This is a genomic window from Petrocella sp. FN5, assembly GCF_029210395.1.
GTDB lineage: Bacteria > Bacillota > Clostridia > Lachnospirales > Vallitaleaceae > Petrocella.
In genome coordinates this window covers 1-19172 of record NZ_JARGDP010000048.1, presented here as the reverse complement: position 1 = coordinate 19172, position 19172 = coordinate 1, and the positions used below count along the sequence as shown (strand labels likewise).

Genomic DNA, 19172 nt, shown 5'->3' with positions numbered 1-19172 from the left:
ATGTGATATCGTATCGCTTGCAGGTGCTTTAGTCGTAAAATTTCTGGAAGTTCACAATATAAGTTATAGGACACTTACCTTTACAAATATACTTATATACAGTATAATATAAGTATATTTGTAAAGAAGGTGAAAATATGGATTACAATAAAAAAATCAAAAACCTTATTAAGGATGGACACGGGACCATATTAAGTTCTGACTTGAATAAATATGATATTCCAAGGGCTTATCTTCAAATGATGGTCGCTGAAGGAAGTCTAGAAAAAGTTGATCGTGGCATATATGTGAGAGCTGATCAAGTAGAAGATGAGATGTATGCTATGCAGAGAAAATACTCGAAACTAATTTACTCTCATGAAGCAGCGCTATTTATCCATCAGTTGTCAGATAGAACGCCTTTTGAATACTCAGCAACAGTACCAAGTGGATACAAAGTTGTTAGTAATATATCTGATAAATTTAAGATCTATTATATTAAAAAGGAGCTACATCAATTAGGAATTGAAAACTATAAAACTATGTTTGGAAATACTATTTTGGCATATAATGTTGAAAGAACAATATGTGATATTTTAAGAAGTAGAAACCGGATAGATATCCAATTATTAAATGATGCTTTGAAGCATTTCGTGAAATTGAAATCAGTAGATTACTCTTTGTTAATGGATTATGCTAACCAACTTAATACTGTAGCAACGGTAAAACATTATTTGGAGGTGTTGCTATGAGTAGAAAGGCAAAAAGAATATCATTATGCGAAAGAGATATCATATGCTGATGTGATGATTGAAATAAAAAAGCTGTTTGAAGGTATTATCAAATAATATATAGAACAAAAGGATCTTCTATCAGATTGGCCGATTTTTTAATAGACTCGAAACTTAATTATCTAAACATATATATAATAAAATTTATATATATGAAGAAACATGATATACTGTTATTGAGGTGATTTTAATGTCGATTCAATATAATAAATTATTTGAGATGCTTTCAGAAAGAAAAATTACAAAGATGGATTTAAAAAACAAACTTGGAATATCTTCTGCAACTATTGCAAAGCTATCAAAAAATGAGGCGATTTCCATGAAAGTCATTGAGGACATATGCAAAGTATTAAGTTGTCAACCAGGCGATATTATGCAAATGGAATATGATTTAGAAAAGCCACTATTAAAACTTTTTAGGGAAGAAAAAGAAATGAAGCTAAAAGGTGGGCTCTATCATCAGACACAAATCAAATTGGCTTATAATTCTAATAGAATTGAAGGAAGTGTACTTTCAGAAGATCAAACACGATATATTTATGAAACAAATACGATTGCAATGACTAAGGATGAGGCGACTCCGGTTGATGATATCATCGAAACGATCAACCATTTCCAATGTTTTGATTATATGATTGACGTTGCGGATCAAGTATTAACGGAATCAATAATAAAAGAATTCCATAAGCTCATTAAATCGAATACATCAGACAGCAGAAAAGACTGGTTTAGTGTAGGTGACTATAAGCAAAAACCTAATATGTTCGGGGATAATAAGACTGTTTTACCATCAAAAGTAAAAGGTGAGATGGCGAAGCTACTTATAGACTATAACGCATTGGATGAAGTCGAGTTTGAAGATATTTTAGAGTTTCATCATAAGTTTGAATGTATACACCCGTTTCAAGACGGAAACGGAAGAGTTGGAAGAATTATTATGTTTAAAGAATGTTTGAGGTTTGGAATCATGCCATTCATTATTAATGAGCGCCATAAGCAGTTTTATTATCGAGGCTTAAAAACATTTGAGTTAGAAAAGGGATATCTTACGGATATGTGTTATTCGGCACAAGATGAATATGATAAACTTGTTCAATACTTTTTAGAAGAATAGAATAGTTTCACCAGTATGGCTCACGATTTCAGTTTTAATTGTGAGTCCTACATAGTTTTTCAAGGATTGTCTGAAACCACAAGAGATGTTAAAATAGAAGTATCATTTCCTTTCCATAAATAATGACAGAAAGGTATCATCTATGACCCCTAATACAAAAAACTATAAAAGCATGCGCAGTCGCATGATGATCCGCTTACTACCCATGCTCCTGCTAGCTATTATCGTAATGGCTGTTTTTAGTTTTGCCATTGCCCGTAGCCGTCTTATGTCCGAATATGACAATCAGGTCCGAGCGGTGGCATCTAGCACAAGACATGTACTAGAACTTATCGATGGCGGTTACGATATGTTGGACCAACTGCTTGAGACAGAAATGGCAGAAGGCATCATGACCTTTAAAAGTCTTTATGAGGCGAGTGAAAAACCTGTGGATTTAAAGGCCATCAAAGCCGCAATGGGAGATACTTATGATCTCATCATTATTGATGAGACCACGACCATCATCGACACCACCATACAACCGTCTTTGAACTTTAATTTTAGAACATTTGATGAAGAGCTTGGTGAAAAAATAGATGCTCTACGTCTGGAGAATACCATTGCTCACGAACGTATCCGGACCAATGTCGGTACAGGTCTCATCAACAAGTTCACTTATCTCTCAGCAGATGACCATAAAGTTTTACTTGAAATCGTGTACACCGCCCCAGGGTTTGAGAATTTAGTATCTATATTAGACCCGGTGGCGAGAATGAAAGGGATTAGTGATGTTTATGATATTGTGGATGCCATTCATATCTACGATCGTTATGGCTATGAATACTCCCACGGTGGTGATGTGTACACACCCACAGACACCTCACTTGCTTTAGTCCAACGGGCTTTATCAGAAACCAGCTTTATAGAACCTTTAGAGAATGGGACCCGTCATGTGTTTTATTTGGAGGATACCAAACCACGTCCATTAAGTCATCATGATCGTGTGGTGGCCATTTCTTTTAACACCAACTCATTTGATACTACACAACGTACTTTAATCATGATTGTCATTTTTGGTGGCGTGCTTACTCTATTTATTTTTGCAGTCATATTATATAAAGAAATTAATAACATTACCAAGCCCATAAAAGCCTTAGCACAAGGTGCAGAAGCTGTAGCAAAAGGAAATTATACAGTTCAGTTACCGATTACCGGCACCGATGAGACCGCCTATCTTACAACCATCTTTAACCAAATGATTACAACAGTTGATGACCACTATCAAGATATTGCAATGCAGTTTAAAACCACACTCTATGCCATGGGTGATGGTGTGGTTGTGACCGACATTGATGGCGTGGTACGCTTAGTTAATCCGGCAGCAAAGACTTTGCTGGAGCAATCAGAAGACGCCCTCATAGGAAAATCATTTACAAGCATGGTGGGAATGGATTCAAAGCATTTAGCACAAGGTAACAGTCATGGCACCTATGAGTATCAACGAAAGGACGGTAGTATTCTTCCGATTGCTTATAATCAAAGTAGGATAAAGGATTCCGGTTATGTTTTTGTATTGAGAGACATGTCGGATCATTATGAGAAGTTGGATTACATTGAATATTTAAGTTACCAAGATCCATTAACAGGTTTATTCAATCGAAGAGCCTTTGATCGTGCTACAGAAGCCTTGAAATCAAGGCCTATTTTACCAACCTCACTTATTCTAATTGATGTAAATGGTTTGAAACTGGTTAATGACGCCTTTGGTCATCAAGCAGGAGATGGGTTAATTAAAGCCGTTGCAAAGGTATTAAACCGTTGTATCGATGATGCTAAAACTTGTTTTCGTATTGGTGGAGATGAATTTGCTGTGCTTATGACAGCGGCTCAAGAAGACAAAGCTTTAGAAACCATCAAGCAAATTCAAGAAGAAACCCTTAAGCTTCCAAGCAACCCAGTGTCATTATCTGTATCCATCGGTAGTGCTACTCTAACAGAAGAAAATACTACCATTGAAAGTGTTTTTTTACAGGCGGAAGACCAGATGTATCGTCACAAAATCTCAGAAAGTTTTAGTGTATATAAAAGTTTGATTGAAAAGACCTTGAATCAGTTTTTTGAAGATAGTCCTGGAGAAAAAGATCATGCCGTAAGAGTTCGTGACCTAAGCACCACCATGGCAAAGGCATTAGACCTTGATTCACATAGAATAGAAACTCTAGAATGGGCAGCCTATTGCCATGATATCGGAAAAGTAAATAGTCTGGAAGCAACAACAAAAACCCACAACATAGAGGATCGTCATGCAGAAAAAGGGTATCAAATCATGAAAGCTGTAACAGCTTATGCTGCCAGTGCAGAGATCATCTTAGGCCATCATGAATATTATGACGGTAGTGGTAAGCCAAGAGGCTTAAAAGGTGATGCCCTCTCTATTGAAGCCCAGATTCTAGCTTTAAGTAACGAGTGGGATCATCTCCTATATGAACATCAACTGCCAAAAGAAGAAGCCATAAAAAACATCTCAAATCAAGCCGGTAAGAAATACAACCCAGAGCTGGTAGACCGACTAAAAGAACTTATGACTTACTAATAAAAGTTATAACTCTGCGTTACGATTACAAGACATGGATCTTGATCGTAACGCTACTTTTTTTGTAACACAAGTAATAATGTACTATAAAACCAAAAGCCAAGCATTTTGATAATAGGTAGAAATATGTTATAATCTAAAGTCGATGCAAAAGCGGCTTAACTTAATTGTAGTGTCGATTAAGTAATATAGATAAGAAGGTCAACGGATTTGTGAAAGAAGGATATACAAGTATGGCAAAGATTAAGCACAAGGAATTTGAGGCAGAAAAAACAAGGCTAAAGGAAACCCAAGCCTATCTTGAAAGAACCATAGCAACGGTGGTGGATAACCGAAAACAATTCAAAGAGGATATCAAAGACGCCTATGTCAACTTAGACTATCTAGACAGCAGTTTGAGTTACTCAAGTATTATGCTCAACTCGAAGCTCCTGGATGAATTGGAAAAAAACTTTGAACTGTTGTTACACGCAAGGAAAAAAACCTATTTTGCCCGTATGGACATTCAGCAAGAAGGCAAAGACCATATAGAGAAATTATATATAGGTAAAGTCTCTTTACGAGACGAAACCATGGAAACACCAATGGTGGTCGATTGGCGAGCACCTATAGCCAGTGTCTATTATGATGGGCGTCTAGGAAAAGTCGCTTATCAAGTCAACGACAAAGAACTTAAGATAGATCTGTCCAAAAAACGTCAGTACACCATAGAAGACGGGGCGCTCATTGACTTTATGGATGTGGACATCTCCACGACAGATGCATTTCTACAAGCTTCATTAGAAAACCATGCAGGAGAAAAACTAAAAGACATTGTCTCAACCATACAAGGGGAGCAAAATGATATCATTCGTGCAGACATAGACCGACCCTTAATCGTTCAGGGGGTTGCAGGTAGTGGTAAGACCACCATCGCCCTACATAGAATTGCCTACTTGATCTATACCTATTCAGAGACGTTCAAGCCTTATGATTTTATGATCATTGCGCCAAACAATCTGTTTTTAGATTATATATCCGGTGTATTACCGGAACTGGGTGCAGATAAAGTCAAGCAAACCACATACATCGACCTGATGTTTGAGTGGATTGGTAAGAAATTCAAATTAACGGATTCGAATAAAAAACTCAATACCCTTATCAGAAATGATGCATTGGCTTTATCCGATGAAGAAAAAGTACGAATTGAACAAGCATCAGCTTTTAAAAACAGTATGCACATGAAAAAACTATTAGATAATTATTTAAGGGCACTGGAAATCGCCATCCTGCCGGAAGAAGATTATTATATCGGTGAGCACATGGTCCTAGGCAACGAAGAAATCCGTAGAATGTACTACGAAAGCTATAACCATCAACCTTTTTACAGAAGAATGGATACCATAAAAAAATATCTAGCAAACTTCACAAGGAACACGACCAAAAAATTAGTCGAGAGTCTATCCATGGATTATGAAAAAAGAATTGAACGAATCATGGATACAAAAGAACCTTCCGATGAGAGACGCCTAGAAGTGATGGGGCTAATTGAAGAGAGAGACCAAAAATTAGAAGCTTTAAAGAAGAACGGAAGAAACGCCACCAACAGTTACATGAAAAAGGTTATAAAAAACGATTTACTCGGCTTTTATAAAAAGTTCATAGCAGAGATGGATCAGTTAATCTTAGAAGATGAAGTAATCGACCCCAATCTATGTACCTATATAATGGATGAAACCAATCGACTATTTGCAGAAAAAAGGATTGAGGTAGAAGACCTTGCACCCATGGTGTATTTGAAGGTACAGATATTTGGTTTAGACGATGTTTTTGAGATCAAATACGCTGTTATAGATGAAGCTCAGGATTTTAGTGATTTTCAGTTCCACGTTCTTAGAAAAATCCTAAAAACCGATCGATTCACCATATTAGGTGACTTGTCTCAGAGCATTCATATGTACCGAGCCATCAAGGATTGGGAATATGTAAAAACCGGTATTTTTAATAAGGAAGTCAACTATCTGTCCCTAGAACAAAGTTATAGAACCACCATAGAGATTATGAACTTAGCCAACGATGTGTTAAAGCAATTATCCTCCGAGAAGCTGATTATGGCAAAACCGGTTGTACGACATGGTCAAGAACCCACCATCAAGTCATATGAATCAAAGAGAAGTCTGGTTCAAGGCATCGTGGAAGAAATTAATACGCTAACAAAAGATGGGTTTACAACCATAGCCATCGTAACCAAATCATCAGAAGAAGCAAGGCTCATCCATATGAAGCTGATAAAAGCATGTGATATGGACATCGCCCTCATTGATGAAAAGGTGCTTCATTTTGACCATCGGATTGTGGTATTACCGGCCCACTTGGCCAAAGGCCTTGAGTTTGATTGTGTTATTGTGGGTACCTTAAAAGACAGGTTTGATAAGAATGAAATAGACGCAAAGCTGCTGTACGTTGCCATGACAAGAGCCTTACATAGGCTGTCTATATATTGTAGGAAAGACGCCATACCTTTTGTAGAATCAAGACCGGAAGTAATCTTCTATGAAAGGAGCAGCCATCATGCATAGATGTATCTTGTGTAACCATGAGACCCAGTCCTTTCGTCATGAAAAGTTTGACGTAACCTATCATCGTTGCTTTCATTGTGAGTTGATTACAAAAGACTCCAATGACTTGGTATCCGAAGATGAAGCATTAAAAATCTACAACAACCATAACAACTCTATAGATGATCCCAGATACGTTGCATATTTTAATCGTTTTTTGGAAGACGCAGTTTTTGACTATACAAATGAAGGCAAGAAAGCTTTTGACTTTGGAAGTGGCCCTTCACCGGTATTGGCTCAGATGCTTGAGCGTCATTACGGCTATGAAGTGGACATCTATGACTTATTTTATGCACCGGACAAAGTCTACGAGAATCAAAAATATGACCTAGTCACGACCACAGAAGTGGTGGAACATCTGGAAGATCCATTGCCTTATTTTGAACTATTTGTATCTTTGTTAAAACCGGATGGTGTATTAGCGGTTATGACACAATTTCATAAAAACGATGATGACCTTTTCTTGGGTTGGCATTATATGAGGGACATGAGTCATATCTCATTTTATACCCCAAAAACAATGGCCTACATCGCAAGCAAAGTAGGCCTTAAAGTGGTTTATACAGATGGTAATCGGTATACCACCTTCCGCCAACTATAACTTCAGTGTCGGCCGCAACCATTTACCTTGTAGTACGATGAAGATGCCGACGATACAGACGATTACATTGCTGACCAACATGGCATACCAGACGCCGTCACTGCCTAAGTTGGTATAATTTTTGGCCCATATAATCATAGGAATGCGAAGCAGCCATAAACGGCTAAGAGTTAGGAAAAGGACATATAAGCTATGACCGGATCCGGAAAAAGCACCCAGTAGAGCCTGTATGATGGCCATAAGTGGAAAAACAAAAGCTAAGACTGTCATATACCGATCACTTAGATCAATAACATGAGGCTCGCTGATGAAGAGACGTATGAGTGGTATTCTAAAGATATATAGGATGACACTGCCGATACTGAGTAAGCCAAAGCCTAAAGACATGGCGGTAAAAACAGACTTATTGGCACGTTCGTATTGACCGGCACCAATATTAATACCGACAAAAGTGGCCAAAGCAGCACCAAGACCAAAAGCCGGCATCATAACCAGTGAGGTAATACGGTTGCCAAGGCCAAAAGCGGCTACAGTGGGATCACCATAAGAAACCACGTAACTGCTCATCACCGCAAAGCCAAGGGCAGAAACCGTTTGACCGATACTGGCAGGAATACCAATCTCAAACAGATTTTTCATACTCTTGATGGAAACCTTCAACTGGTCAAGGGCAATATATAGACTATCATTAGGCTTGAACATCTCATAGAGCATAAAGCCCATGACCAGAAGCTTAGATAGAACCGTTGCATAAGCAGCACCTTCAACCCCCATATTGAAAGTGAAGATGAACAAAGGATCGAGGAGCATGTTTAGAACAACAGAAATACCCAGATAAAAAGTGGGTGTTTTGGTATCCCCTATACCTTCACGCATGGCTTTGTAGACATGAAAAAGAAAGAGAATCGGCATTTCATAGAAAACAATCTTCAGATAAGCCACACTGTAGTCAAAAAGCGCACCTTCAGCCCCCATAAGCCTTATAATAAAAGGGGTCATGGCAGAACCGATAACAGCAAAAATGGTACCGGCGATAAGTGATATGATAAAAAACTGCGTGGCCAAAGTAACAGCGTTTTTATGTTCATTCTTACCGATGGACTGAGCAATCAAAGAGGTGGCTGCACTGGTCATACCGATGCTAAAGGCTAAGAAGATAAAAGTAATGGGCCATATATAGGAAATAGCGGAAAACTGAATATAGCCCAGTTTTCCAACAAAATAAGCATCTGTTAGATTATAGAGGGTTTGGATAAGATTACCGACCATAAGAGGTATGGATAATGTAACGAGCGCCTTTAAGGACGAGCCCTGAAGAATCATATCTTTTCTTTGTTGTGTTCTTGACATTGGAACCTCCATAGTAGGAAAATAGAATAAGCACTCATAAAATAAGCATTTATAAATCAAGGATTATTATAGCACAGGATGATCGTAAGTGGGTCTATTAAGGCAGTATTTGTCAATTTTACCCACATACCTGTCATATAGGGCATGATTCATCAAGCAAAAAGAGTAAAAACTTGGCATAATAAGAACAAGCAACAAAATCTAAAAAGAAAAGAGATGTTCTTATGAAAATCAAAATAGCAGAAAAAGAAGCCATGCATCTATCCGGTGTTGTTCTATACGGAGAGCTCAAGCACCAAGCCTATAGCTCGACATTGTCAGGTGTTAAAAATCTAGGCTACCAAAAAGATGAGAAACACATGCATAACTTTGAAGGCGCCATTAACAAGTTCGGTGACCTAATGGAATCCTTTGGCCGACACTTGGAACAAAACGCCAAGAAGTGGGAAGAAAGTGCCCTGGAGTGGACCAAGAACTTTGAATTCAAAGCCGAAGAATTCGGAGATAAGATGGAAGCTTGGGGCGAACAGTTTGAGAAAAAAATGGAGCTATGGGGCGAGCAGCTGGAAAAAGCTTGGGAAGGCAGTTCGGAATGGTCAGAAGCAGCGGTGAAAAAAGAAGAGGGCATCATGGAATACGCCATCTACACCACCTATGAGCAACTGTATGAAAAACACCTAAAAAATCATCCCAACTTAATGAAGAAGAACCATTTTTTTGAGGTCCGTATTATGGACTCCGGCCTGAACGATCATGAGGCCATGGTGTTCCTTGGCAACCGTTTTCAAGAGGGGGTGAACATCACTTACCCGTCAGCATCCATGACTTTTGATCCTGACAAATGGTTGGTCGTCAAATTAACAGAAGATGAGTTTGCTAAGGATTGGCTAAAGCGCCTTGAAGATGTAGAATTAATAAAAGACTATATCATAGAACCTTATTTTATCATTACCCATCCGAGAGAAAAACAAGACGAATGGATTAGAATACGATGTCCTTTGGGGGTCAGAGCCGATGCATGATATGGAAATGGTACTGCATACGATTAATTATATAGAAGATCACCTTAAAGAGAAATTAAGCGTGGATCAGATTTCGGATGTGGCCGGCTTTTCCAAATACCATTTTACCAGGCTTTTTTCAAAGATGACCGGTTTGTCCCCTTATGACTATTACCGCGGGCGCAAAGTTACAGAAGCCATTCATTATATGGAAGAGAAATCCTGTAAGATAATTGAAGCGGCCTATGAATTCGGATTTGGTAGTCCGGAAGTTTTTGGAAGGGCCTGTAGCGCTGTATTTGGAAAAGTACCTTCCGCCATTCGAAAAGAAGTGGAGGCAGGGGTCTTTACAGGCGTTAAGAGAATGGATGAAGCCTATCTATGGTTTGTTAGTTCTTATAACCGTAAGCCGGTGTTAAAGTTCATGTCCGACTTAGAGCTCTTAGGCATCGGGTATTTTTCTGAGAACCCTTTTGAGACCTTGCGGCATATGACCAGAGAACAACTGGCGGGTTTAGACACAGACAATCCCAAAGAAATATACAAAGTCAGTTGGCTAAACAAAGGCCCAAAAGGCTATATGAATTTTATTGGCAAACAAAGCTGGGGCGAAGCCCAAAGTGAAAGCCATCTGATTAAGAAAATTCCCAAGATGGCCTATTTGCTTTTTGATATGATTGAAGACGTTGGTCAAATCGATTATTTTATGTCCTATATCTATAACCACTACTTGCCAGCAAGTCCCTACAAAGAAGCTTTGCCTTATCACCTAGAGGTCATGTCGGTAGAAGGACAAGTTAGAAACAGCCGCCTTTTTATTCCGGTTGTACCAAGGTCTTAACCATATTACGGTTAAAGGATCAAAACTAAGTTTCACAAAATTCACATCCAAGTGCATGCAAAAGTTCAACTATATAGTTTTGACACTTTAACCATATTACTGACTTTGAATCTGTGCATCTAAGTCGCTTAGATATTCATGCCGCTCCATCTTATCTAAAAGAAGCGCTTCAAGGGCTTCTTTTTTTGTGCTCAGTTCTTGTAAGAGAACAAAGTCACTTTGGCAAGCCGAGAGAGCATCCTCAACTTGACCCAGTTGATCTTCAAGGTCTTCCATCTCAGCTTCTATGGTTTCATATTCTTTCTTTTCCTGATAGGTCATTTTTAGTCGATCGGTTTTGACTTTACCTGTTTTACTCTGAGACGAAACAGTATTTTTTTCCACATCTTCTTCTAAGTGTTCATCCTTATACGCCATATATTCCGTATAATTGCCGGTAAAAACAACCACTTGACCATCGGCTTCGAAGGAGAAGATCTTGTTACAGACCCGGTCAAGGAAGTACCGGTCATGAGAGACGACGATGACAATACCCTTAAAATCATCTAAGTAAGCCTCAAGAACCTTTAGAGTGTCAATGTCCAAATCATTGGTAGGCTCATCAAGAACCAGCACATTGGGTGCCATCATAAGGTTCTTAAGGAGATAGAGCCGTCTTTTCTCGCCACCGGACATAGAGTTGATGGGGGCGTATTGGAGCTCGCTGTCAAAAAGAAACCGCTCCATCATCGCAGAAGCAGATAGCTTGTACCCATCTTCTGTAGAGATGTATTCTGCTGTCTCTTTGATATAGTCAATAGCCCTAAGTGTTTCATCCATGTCTTGGGCTTCTTGAGAGAAGTAGCTGATGTTTAGGGTAGGCCCGTGCTCAACTTTACCATCAGTTAAAGGTACATTACCTAGAATGCCGTTTAGTAAAGTGGTTTTGCCGGCACCGTTTGGACCGATGATACCCACACGGTCATCTGGTAGGAAGGTATAACTGAGTCCTTCAAAAAGCAATAAGTCATCGTAGGCTTTTTTGACCGACGTCAGTTCAATGGTCTTTTTACCCAGCCTTGTATAGCCAACAGAGATCTCAACTTGTGAATCATCTCTTAAATAAGAAGTATCTTCCAAAGTCTCGAAACGGTCGATTCTGGCTTTTTGCTTGGTGGTTCGAGCTTTTGCACCTCTTCGAATCCAAGCCAGTTCTCTGCGGTAGAGGTTTTCACGCTTACGTTCTAAGGATTCAGACATGGCCATACGTTCCATTTTTTTCTGAAGAAAAGTGGTGTAATTGCCATCATAAGTGTAGATGGCAGCATGGTCAATCTCGACAATCCGTGTGGTGACCCTATCAAGGAAATACCGGTCATGGGTGATCATAAGCAGAGCACCGGAGCGACGTTCTAGATAAGACTCCAGCCAATCAATGGTGGCATTGTCCATATGGTTCGTAGGCTCATCAAGAATCAAGAGATCACAAGGTATAATGAGCGCCGAGGCTAAGGCAAGACGCTTTTTTTGTCCCCCTGAGAGCTGCTTGACCGGTTGTTCAAAGTCCGTTATGGATAACTTAGTAAGGATGGTTTTGACCTGACTCTCTAGATCCCATAGGTCCAGATGGGTCATTTCCTCCGAGTATTTCATTAGGGCTTCCTGAACCTTGGTATCAGATGGCGCCTTAGCAGATCGTAACAGGGCAGCTTCATAGTTGCGTAAGACCTGAAGTGTCTGGGAATCACCTTTTAAGACTTGCTCAAGAACCGTCAAGTCGTCATAGAACTGAGGGGATTGAGGGAGATATTCGATGGTTGTATTTTTAGGCATGGTTTTTTGTCCGGTATCCATGGATTCCAATCCGGCGATAATCTTCAGTAAGGTGGACTTACCGGTGCCGTTGATACCGATGATGCCGATCTTGTCTTCTTTACCAATAACAAAGCTTATATCTTTAAACAGTGTTTTCATACCGTAGCTTTTGCTTAAATTTTCCAATGTGATGAATGCCATAGTTGTACCTTCCTTGTATCATAAGTGTATAACTGAGTAATTATTGTTGACCCTTTAACCATAGATGTGTTTATTATATAGCAGTTTCAGATGCCATGCAATATGATACATGTTGAAATCGGCGGCATTCTGCTATATCCGGCTATATATGGTTATATATCAGATTATATAGAAAGAAGACTTGATTTTAGAACTTAATAGCTATAGTATGGTGAGAGAGTCAAAACTAAGTCTTCTAAGTTCAAAATACATTGTATGACGCCTAAGGCAATAATAGAAGAATTGAGTAAGAGAGAGATTATAATCAAGATTAAAATAGAATGGATAGACATATGAAAACTTTTAAAAGAATCTATATAGAGATCACCAATACTTGTAATCTGTCATGCTCCTTTTGTCCACCGTCAGAGAGAACACCAAGGACCATGATACCTTCAGAGTTTGAAGCCATCTTAAATAAGCTCAAAGGCTATGGTAAGTATATCTACTTGCATATCAAAGGTGAGCCTTTGCTCCATGATCAGATTGCTTTATTGCTAGAGATGTCCCATAACCATGGGTTCCAAGTGAATCTAACCACCAACGGCACCTTATTGCAGCGTCAGAAAGAGATCCTTCTTCGTGCCAAAGCCCTAAGACAGATCAGCATCTCCCTTCAAAGCTTTGAAACAATTGGCAATAATGAGGCACATCAAGCCTATTTGGAATCGGTGACGGATTTTGTAGAAGAAGGGCTAAGAATCAGTCCCATAATTTTTGAACTACGATTATGGAATCTGGACCTGAGCCAGTTAGGAAGTCCGGCGTATGAGAAGAATCAGAAGGTCTTAGGTCATATTAAGACGGCCTTTGATCTTCAAGAAGAACTTACAGAAGGCTTACCCGAAGGAAAAGGCTTGAAGTTAAAAGAACGCCTCTATCTTAGTCAAAGTTATGTTTTCAAGTGGCCCGGTCTGGAAGGGGAGATCCTCCACGAGACAGGTACTTGCTATGGTCTTAGACAACAGATTGGTATATTGGCCAATGGTGATGTGGTACCTTGTTGCCTAGACGCGGAAGGGGCTGTGGTGCTTGGGAATATTTTCACTGAGACCATGGAAGAGATCTTGGATAAAAAGAGGACAAAGACTATGATTCAAGGCTTTGAAACAAGCCAATTAACAGAAGCCCTATGTCAGCGCTGTGGTTATAGAGAGCGATTTTAAAAAAAGTTCACCTCAATCCATACAGGTGAACTTTTTTTATATTATATCTAATTTATTTCTCGTTTATATCTATGTTTATAATTGTCCGATAATGAGATCAATAACACCAAAGCTTGTATAGATAGGGATATGATAGAGCTGATTGGAAGGGGTCAGAGTGGAATCTTCCAGGTAAGACTGAACATCCAATGTCATCTCAATACCTTCATCCGATAAGTTCACGGTGAAGAGACCGTTGTGGAAGTTAAGGAACTCACCAGCCGCATCAATCGGGTATTCTTCAATCTTGTCAAACTTTTCATCTGCATAACGACCTGCCAGTGTTATAAAAGGAAGTTCTTCGCCGGAGAGGCCTGTGAAGATGCGCGCATCACCGGTTATGGTTTGTCGAACTAAGTGGGGCATTTGTATGGTATCTATTTTTTCTACACGGTCAATACGAAGGTCTGCATCGATAAAACGAATCATGTTTTTGAGGAAAAGCGTCACATAGTCACTATAGTGCTTGGACAATGTGCTTTCTCCAAAAGCCAGGAAAGCATGAACCACCATTTCAACATTGTTGTGCTTGAGGGCATCCAGTTGTTCATCGGTCAAACCATGTTCTTTTTTATAATTGTTGATTTCTTTTTCAAAGCCTTCTATGGTAATAAGACCGTCATCAATAAGAGCTTGCGCTAAGAGCAGATGCTCCGACTTTTGCTGCTTGAGTAGAGCGTCAAGTTGTACCGTTGTGAGGTAGCCTTTTTCAATAGCAAGATCGCCAAAACGTTTATCCTTAAGGGCCTGTAGTTCATGGATCTCATCTACTTGACGGGCATTCATGTAACCGGCATTAATCGCCAACATACCCAGCTTCAGACGTATAATCCTTTGGTTTTCCAGTACTTGACTCAGTTGTTCACCGGTTACGATCCCTTTGTTCAATAAGTAATTTCCAAAAAATGCACTAAACATAAGACTAGGCCTCCCCACCATAAGTATCTATTAACTGTTTTAATCGGCTTTCTTCACAAGGCTTCTGGATGAAGTCAATAGCGCCTATCTTAAGCGCGGTCTGCAAGTTACTTTTTGTACCGACAGAAGAAAGCATCACCACTTTGGCGTTGGCATCTTCAAGGATAATCTCTGCAAGGGATTCCAAACCATCTTTGATTGGCATCATAATATCCATAAAGACAAGATTAGGCTTATGCTCTTTATAGGCCAAAACAGCCACATCACCGTTATTCGCCTCAATAATCTCACATTCCTTAACGGCTCTTATAGATTGAATCAGTTTTTTTCGGACAGTCATACTGTCATCGCATATTAGTATTTTCATGTTGTTATCAGAGTTTCCTCCGATAGCTCACCCCTTTCAAATCATTAGCATTGTCGAGACAAGGTTACCATAAAGCCATTATAACATTAATGTCTAGTATAAAATAGTGGAAAATAATCATAAGTCTCAAAATAATGTTAATAATAGATGAAGCTATCAGAACCAAAGCAGAACGAAGTTTCCAAGAAATCCATGTTAAAAATATTGACAAGTATTTTAGTCAATGATACTATAAGACAGCAACAGGATTTACAGGAGTAGCTCAGTTGGCTAGAGTACTAGACTGGGGGTCTAGGGGTCGCGAGTTCGAGTCTCGTCTCTTGTATTATTGTATAAGTTGCAAGCAAAAGGTTCCATTCGAAAGAATGGAGCCTTTTTGCGTTCTTATCTATAACCTTTAGGATAATACAGGTGTCTTTTAAGCAAAAAGCATCATCAACTATTGTGCAAAACACCAAAAAGTGATAAAATTTATCAATGAGGGCATTAAATAATTGGTGATTGAGGGATTACTTTGGATTTAATAGAATTTTCACACACTCTTTCCCATAAAATAAAACAACTGAATAGGAAATCATTATCAAGAAGCGCAAAAATAGAATCACTTTACATCATAGTTGATGCTGATTAATTGAGTATATTATAAGGATTATAGGCGTTCCCTTACATATAATTACTGGAGAATAGGACAGGCTTAAAGTTTATACTTGAACGCTAAGGTATTATAGCTGTCGAATAACTGATATCTATACACATGTATCAGAGCTTCGTTGAGATTATCACTAGATCAGCTTTAATGGTGCTTGACGCAATGCGCATTTGCAATAAAATATTGCAGTATTCACGCAATGCGTGGTTCCAGAACGTTAGAGGAAATATTTACCTTAGTTACGAGGAGGAGAATTAATGGTTAAGAAAGTAGTTATAGAAGATGCAATTATGTTTATAGATACAAATATATTCTTAGATTTCTACAGGTATCGTAAGACTGATTCAAGTATTGAATCGTTAGAAAAGATTCAAGCAGTAGCTGGTAAGCTTATTCTGACTTCACAGGTTGAGATGGAGTATCAGAAGAATAGGCAGAAGGTAATTTTAGAAACCTATAAACAGAGGAAAGCAGAGAATGACAATTCACAGACTCCTGAGATTATATCAAGCATCAAAGCTATTGATATGATTAATTCACTTAAGAAAGAAATGAAAAAACAAGAGCTGAAAGTTAAGGAGAAGCTAGAAAAGATTTTGATTAATCCAGCGAGTAATGATGATGTATATAAGTATTTTAAGAGAATATATAAGCTTGCATCAGAAGAATTTAAACTTACTACTGAATCAGAAAAATGGTCAGAAATTAATGGTAAAGCGTTAGATAGATTTCAGATGGGATATCCACCTAGAAAGAAGGATGATACCTCATACGGAGATGCGATTAACTGGGAGTGGGTAATTCACTGTGCTTTGGTAAGTGGTAAGAATATAATTATTGTTACTAGAGATTCTGACTATGGAGTTATGCACAATGGGAATATCTACTTAAATGATTGGTTAAAAGCTGAGTTTAAGAGTAGGTTGAGTCAGAAAAGAAAGATAGAGGTTACATCAAGTCTTTCTAAGGCGCTTAAGATGTTAAATGTTAGTGTGTCTCAAGAAGCACAGGATACAGAAGATGAACTGATTGAAGGCTTACGGGATAGTATTAATGGTTCGAGTTCTTTGGATAGCTAACGGTAATTACTTCCTCTAACAATACATTAACGCTTCGGGTCGACCTAGGGAACAGCGCTGGAGAATAAGTCGACCACATACAGCCCGTCGGGACCGATATCCGCATTAGTCAGGACAAGCCTACCATGAGCGAATATCTCTAAGCGGCCGGTACGTCGTGAATGCAAGACGTTAATTGCAATAATTATCTGTGCATTGGAGGTAGCCATGTTTAGAGAAGAATATGTTGAAATTAAAGTTTTGGTCACATACAGTAAGCTGACTGGTCAACCAAGAGTTGACAGAGAGATTATTATTGATGAGTTAAGGAAATATGATTACAGGACATTGCTCATTGTAGCAGCTCATTTACTAAACACTGCTAACATTACTGATAATTGTAAACGCCCTTACAACTTATTTCTAAGGGCTAATGGAGTTAAGTATAATGAAACATTCTTATTTAACAACGTGCTTATTTGTAAGCAAGGTATTTATTATTTAGCTAAATGGGCGTTGATATACTCAGATAATCTTAGTGATGACTACCTTAGGATTGACCCTACAATGTTGAATAATATTCTTCATTTAATATGTATGCTAAATGATTATTTGCCAAATGAAGAAGTAGAAGCATTAAGTTATATCTACAAGAATATGAAGTTTAATTCCAAACGCTTTGTGTATAATGAGATTCTTCGTTCGTTTTATATCTACACTGAGATTGCGACTGATATAGAGTTGTTTGAAGATAATGAGTATATTGATTTCAATAACGATTTTGTCGTTAAATACTCTTATACGATTAAAGAATATTTAGCGAGCGTATTCAATTTGTATACATTGCACTCTACGTTAGCAAAAGAAAGTGTTTTTGGTAACGACATTGACAATTTGCTTAAAAATGTAAAGAATCCAGATGTTATGAGGACAATCATAAGTGATTATATTGGAAATAGAAATGAATACACTGATTGGGCTCAAGATACGCTTGATAATAGTTGGAATTATGTGAAATTCATGGAGAAGCCACTTTTTAGTTTAACAGACAATAGATTTTTGTCTCTTTCAGAAGAACTGATTAGTAATCTTATTTTTGAAGGACTCTACCATAAGATTAGGCATATATATCCTGATGATGATACAAGAATAATAGCTTTCTTGGGAAGACCTTTTGAGTTGTATATAAGTGAACTTTGTAAAGAAGCGGCATGTAATTCTGATTTAGAGCATATTGATGAATTTATCTATGGAGATAATAATGAAAAGTCATCTGATTCATACATTATATCAGGCGGTAAATTGGTAATCATTGAGGCTAAGGCAATCAGACCTCATTTTTCAGCATTAATCGAAAATTCAGATGATTCATTGTTTAAGCAAGTAAGAAGACTTTATATTAAACCAATAAATCAAGCAATAAATGCATATAATAATATTAATGCGACAACGTTTAAGTCATTCTTCTCTGAAGTGACTGATATATATATTATTTCAGTTACTTTAGAAAGTATTCAACCATTCAATGACATAATATCTTTTGCATCAAGAGAGTTGGATGATTCACTCGCTATCAGAGGTTTTTTCAACATGAATGTTGAGGAATTTGAAGCACTTTGTAGTTTGATGAACTCTGATTATGATATTTACAATATTCTAGATGACTATATGGAATCAGGGATTCCATTTGCGAACTACCTGTATAGTGAAGGTATATATTCTGAAAGATTAGACTTTCTTATTGATACATTCAATAAGGTGACAGAAGAGATAAGAACGATATCTTTTTCAAGGGACGATAATGACTGCACTTAACACCATATTGACGCAAGGGTCACTCTGAGAAGCGAGTGACCATCCAGCCCCCTAAGCCCGTCGGGGCCGTGTGACCCCACATTAGCCACAACAATGGTGGCATGAGCGGAATCCCTCTAAGGATTCAGGCCGTCGTGAAGCAGGAACGTTAGCTGAAATTTTTATTAGGTTTAGGAGTGATATGAGTGAAATGGCTTTTTTTTCAAACCTTTGGAGGTCCTGTTTGGGAATATAAATTAATCAATCCAATTAATAAGTTACAAAGTAAAGGTAAGTT

Annotated in this window: 14 protein-coding genes and 1 tRNA gene; 11 read left to right on the top strand and 4 right to left on the bottom strand. The window is 38.2% G+C overall.

Translation table 11 applies throughout. The features are described from left to right. Positions 1-137: 137 nt before the first annotated feature. The 5 genes from P0N36_RS11060 (at position 138) to P0N36_RS11040 (ending at position 7657) form a co-directional block, all read left to right on the top strand. On the top strand, positions 138-731 hold the full coding sequence (locus P0N36_RS11060) for a type IV toxin-antitoxin system AbiEi family antitoxin domain-containing protein (RefSeq protein ID WP_275842909.1): 594 nt from the start codon (positions 138-140) through the stop codon (positions 729-731). Positions 732-960: 229 nt separating this feature from the next. Beyond that, positions 961-1884, top strand: a complete 924-nt coding sequence (locus P0N36_RS11055) for a Fic family protein (RefSeq protein WP_275842908.1) — start codon at positions 961-963, stop codon at positions 1882-1884. A 142-nt stretch (positions 1885-2026) separates the two neighbouring features. Further along, on the top strand, positions 2027-4459 hold the full coding sequence (locus tag P0N36_RS11050; protein WP_275842907.1) for a diguanylate cyclase domain-containing protein: 2433 nt from the start codon (positions 2027-2029) through the stop codon (positions 4457-4459). 233 nt (positions 4460-4692) lie between these two features. After that, a complete protein-coding gene (gene helD, locus P0N36_RS11045; RefSeq protein ID WP_275842906.1) occupies positions 4693-7017 on the top strand; it encodes an RNA polymerase recycling motor HelD in 2325 nt (774 codons plus the stop codon). After that, positions 7010-7657 carry a class I SAM-dependent methyltransferase gene (locus tag P0N36_RS11040; protein ID WP_275842905.1) on the top strand — a complete coding sequence of 216 codons (648 nt, stop codon included), beginning with the start codon at positions 7010-7012 and terminating at the stop codon, positions 7655-7657. The genes helD and P0N36_RS11040 overlap by 8 nt, the downstream gene beginning before the upstream one ends. Here the strand turns inward: P0N36_RS11040 and P0N36_RS11035 are convergent. Continuing rightward, entirely contained in the window at positions 7652-9007 is a 1356-nt protein-coding gene (locus P0N36_RS11035) for an MATE family efflux transporter (protein WP_275842904.1), read from the bottom strand. The genes P0N36_RS11040 and P0N36_RS11035 overlap by 6 nt on opposite strands. Before the next feature lie 224 nt (positions 9008-9231). Here P0N36_RS11035 and P0N36_RS11030 point away from each other — a divergent pair, with 224 nt between their 5' ends. Both P0N36_RS11030 and P0N36_RS11025 read left to right on the top strand, forming a co-directional pair. Next, positions 9232-10029 (top strand): hypothetical protein, encoded by a 798-nt coding sequence (locus P0N36_RS11030; RefSeq protein WP_275842903.1) that lies wholly within the window; start codon positions 9232-9234, stop codon positions 10027-10029. Continuing rightward, positions 10022-10849 carry a helix-turn-helix domain-containing protein gene (locus P0N36_RS11025; protein ID WP_275842902.1) on the top strand — a complete coding sequence of 276 codons (828 nt, stop codon included), beginning with the start codon at positions 10022-10024 and terminating at the stop codon, positions 10847-10849. The genes P0N36_RS11030 and P0N36_RS11025 overlap by 8 nt, the downstream gene beginning before the upstream one ends. A 96-nt stretch (positions 10850-10945) precedes the next feature. Here P0N36_RS11025 and P0N36_RS11020 read toward each other — a convergent pair whose 3' ends face one another. Next, complete coding sequence (locus P0N36_RS11020) at positions 10946-12844, bottom strand: ABC-F family ATP-binding cassette domain-containing protein (RefSeq protein WP_275842901.1); 1899 nt, start codon at positions 12842-12844, stop codon at positions 10946-10948. Positions 12845-13176: 332 nt separating this feature from the next. Here P0N36_RS11020 and P0N36_RS11015 point away from each other — a divergent pair, with 332 nt between their 5' ends. Further along, the gene (locus tag P0N36_RS11015) at positions 13177-14049 is read left to right on the top strand and encodes a radical SAM/SPASM domain-containing protein (protein ID WP_275842900.1); all 873 of its coding nucleotides are present in this window, start codon (positions 13177-13179) and stop codon (positions 14047-14049) included. Between the two features lie 75 nt (positions 14050-14124). Here the strand turns inward: P0N36_RS11015 and P0N36_RS11010 are convergent, their stop codons facing one another. Both P0N36_RS11010 and P0N36_RS11005 read right to left on the bottom strand, forming a co-directional pair. Further along, positions 14125-15006, bottom strand: coding sequence for a chemotaxis protein CheX (locus P0N36_RS11010; protein WP_275842899.1), 882 nt, complete (start codon positions 15004-15006; stop codon positions 14125-14127). 4 nt (positions 15007-15010) lie between these two features. Further along, positions 15011-15373 (bottom strand): response regulator transcription factor, encoded by a 363-nt coding sequence (locus P0N36_RS11005; RefSeq protein ID WP_275842898.1) that lies wholly within the window; start codon positions 15371-15373, stop codon positions 15011-15013. Positions 15374-15624: 251 nt separating this feature from the next. Here P0N36_RS11005 and P0N36_RS11000 point away from each other — a divergent pair. From P0N36_RS11000 to P0N36_RS10990, 3 genes are all read left to right on the top strand, one after another. Further along, positions 15625-15698, top strand: a tRNA-Pro gene (locus tag P0N36_RS11000). A gap of 581 nt (positions 15699-16279) precedes the next feature. After that, positions 16280-17101 (top strand): PIN domain-containing protein, encoded by an 822-nt coding sequence (locus P0N36_RS10995; RefSeq protein ID WP_275842897.1) that lies wholly within the window; start codon positions 16280-16282, stop codon positions 17099-17101. A gap of 207 nt (positions 17102-17308) precedes the next feature. After that, a complete protein-coding gene (locus P0N36_RS10990) occupies positions 17309-18895 on the top strand; it encodes a hypothetical protein (protein ID WP_275842896.1) in 1587 nt (528 codons plus the stop codon). Positions 18896-19172: the final 277 nt, after the last annotated feature.

Bases quoted from the DNA above. Each gene is read 5' to 3' on its own strand.
- P0N36_RS11055 (WP_275842908.1), top strand. From the start codon at position 961: ATGTCGATTCAATATAATAAATTATTTGAGATGCTTTCAGAAAGAAAA.
- P0N36_RS11050 (WP_275842907.1), top strand. From the start codon at position 2,027: ATGACCCCTAATACAAAAAACTATAAAAGCATGCGCAGTCGCATGATG.
- P0N36_RS11060 (WP_275842909.1), top strand. From the start codon at position 138: ATGGATTACAATAAAAAAATCAAAAACCTTATTAAGGATGGACACGGG.
- P0N36_RS10990 (WP_275842896.1), top strand. From the start codon at position 17,309: ATGTTTAGAGAAGAATATGTTGAAATTAAAGTTTTGGTCACATACAGT.
- P0N36_RS11025 (WP_275842902.1), top strand. From the start codon at position 10,022: ATGCATGATATGGAAATGGTACTGCATACGATTAATTATATAGAAGAT.
- P0N36_RS11040 (WP_275842905.1), top strand. From the start codon at position 7,010: ATGCATAGATGTATCTTGTGTAACCATGAGACCCAGTCCTTTCGTCAT.
- helD (WP_275842906.1), top strand. From the start codon at position 4,693: ATGGCAAAGATTAAGCACAAGGAATTTGAGGCAGAAAAAACAAGGCTA.
- P0N36_RS11030 (WP_275842903.1), top strand. From the start codon at position 9,232: ATGAAAATCAAAATAGCAGAAAAAGAAGCCATGCATCTATCCGGTGTT.
- P0N36_RS11015 (WP_275842900.1), top strand. From the start codon at position 13,177: ATGAAAACTTTTAAAAGAATCTATATAGAGATCACCAATACTTGTAAT.
- P0N36_RS11035 (WP_275842904.1), bottom strand. From the start codon at position 9,007: ATGTCAAGAACACAACAAAGAAAAGATATGATTCTTCAGGGCTCGTCC.
- P0N36_RS11020 (WP_275842901.1), bottom strand. From the start codon at position 12,844: ATGGCATTCATCACATTGGAAAATTTAAGCAAAAGCTACGGTATGAAA.
- P0N36_RS11010 (WP_275842899.1), bottom strand. From the start codon at position 15,006: ATGTTTAGTGCATTTTTTGGAAATTACTTATTGAACAAAGGGATCGTA.
- P0N36_RS10995 (WP_275842897.1), top strand. From the start codon at position 16,280: ATGGTTAAGAAAGTAGTTATAGAAGATGCAATTATGTTTATAGATACA.
- P0N36_RS11005 (WP_275842898.1), bottom strand. From the start codon at position 15,373: ATGAAAATACTAATATGCGATGACAGTATGACTGTCCGAAAAAAACTG.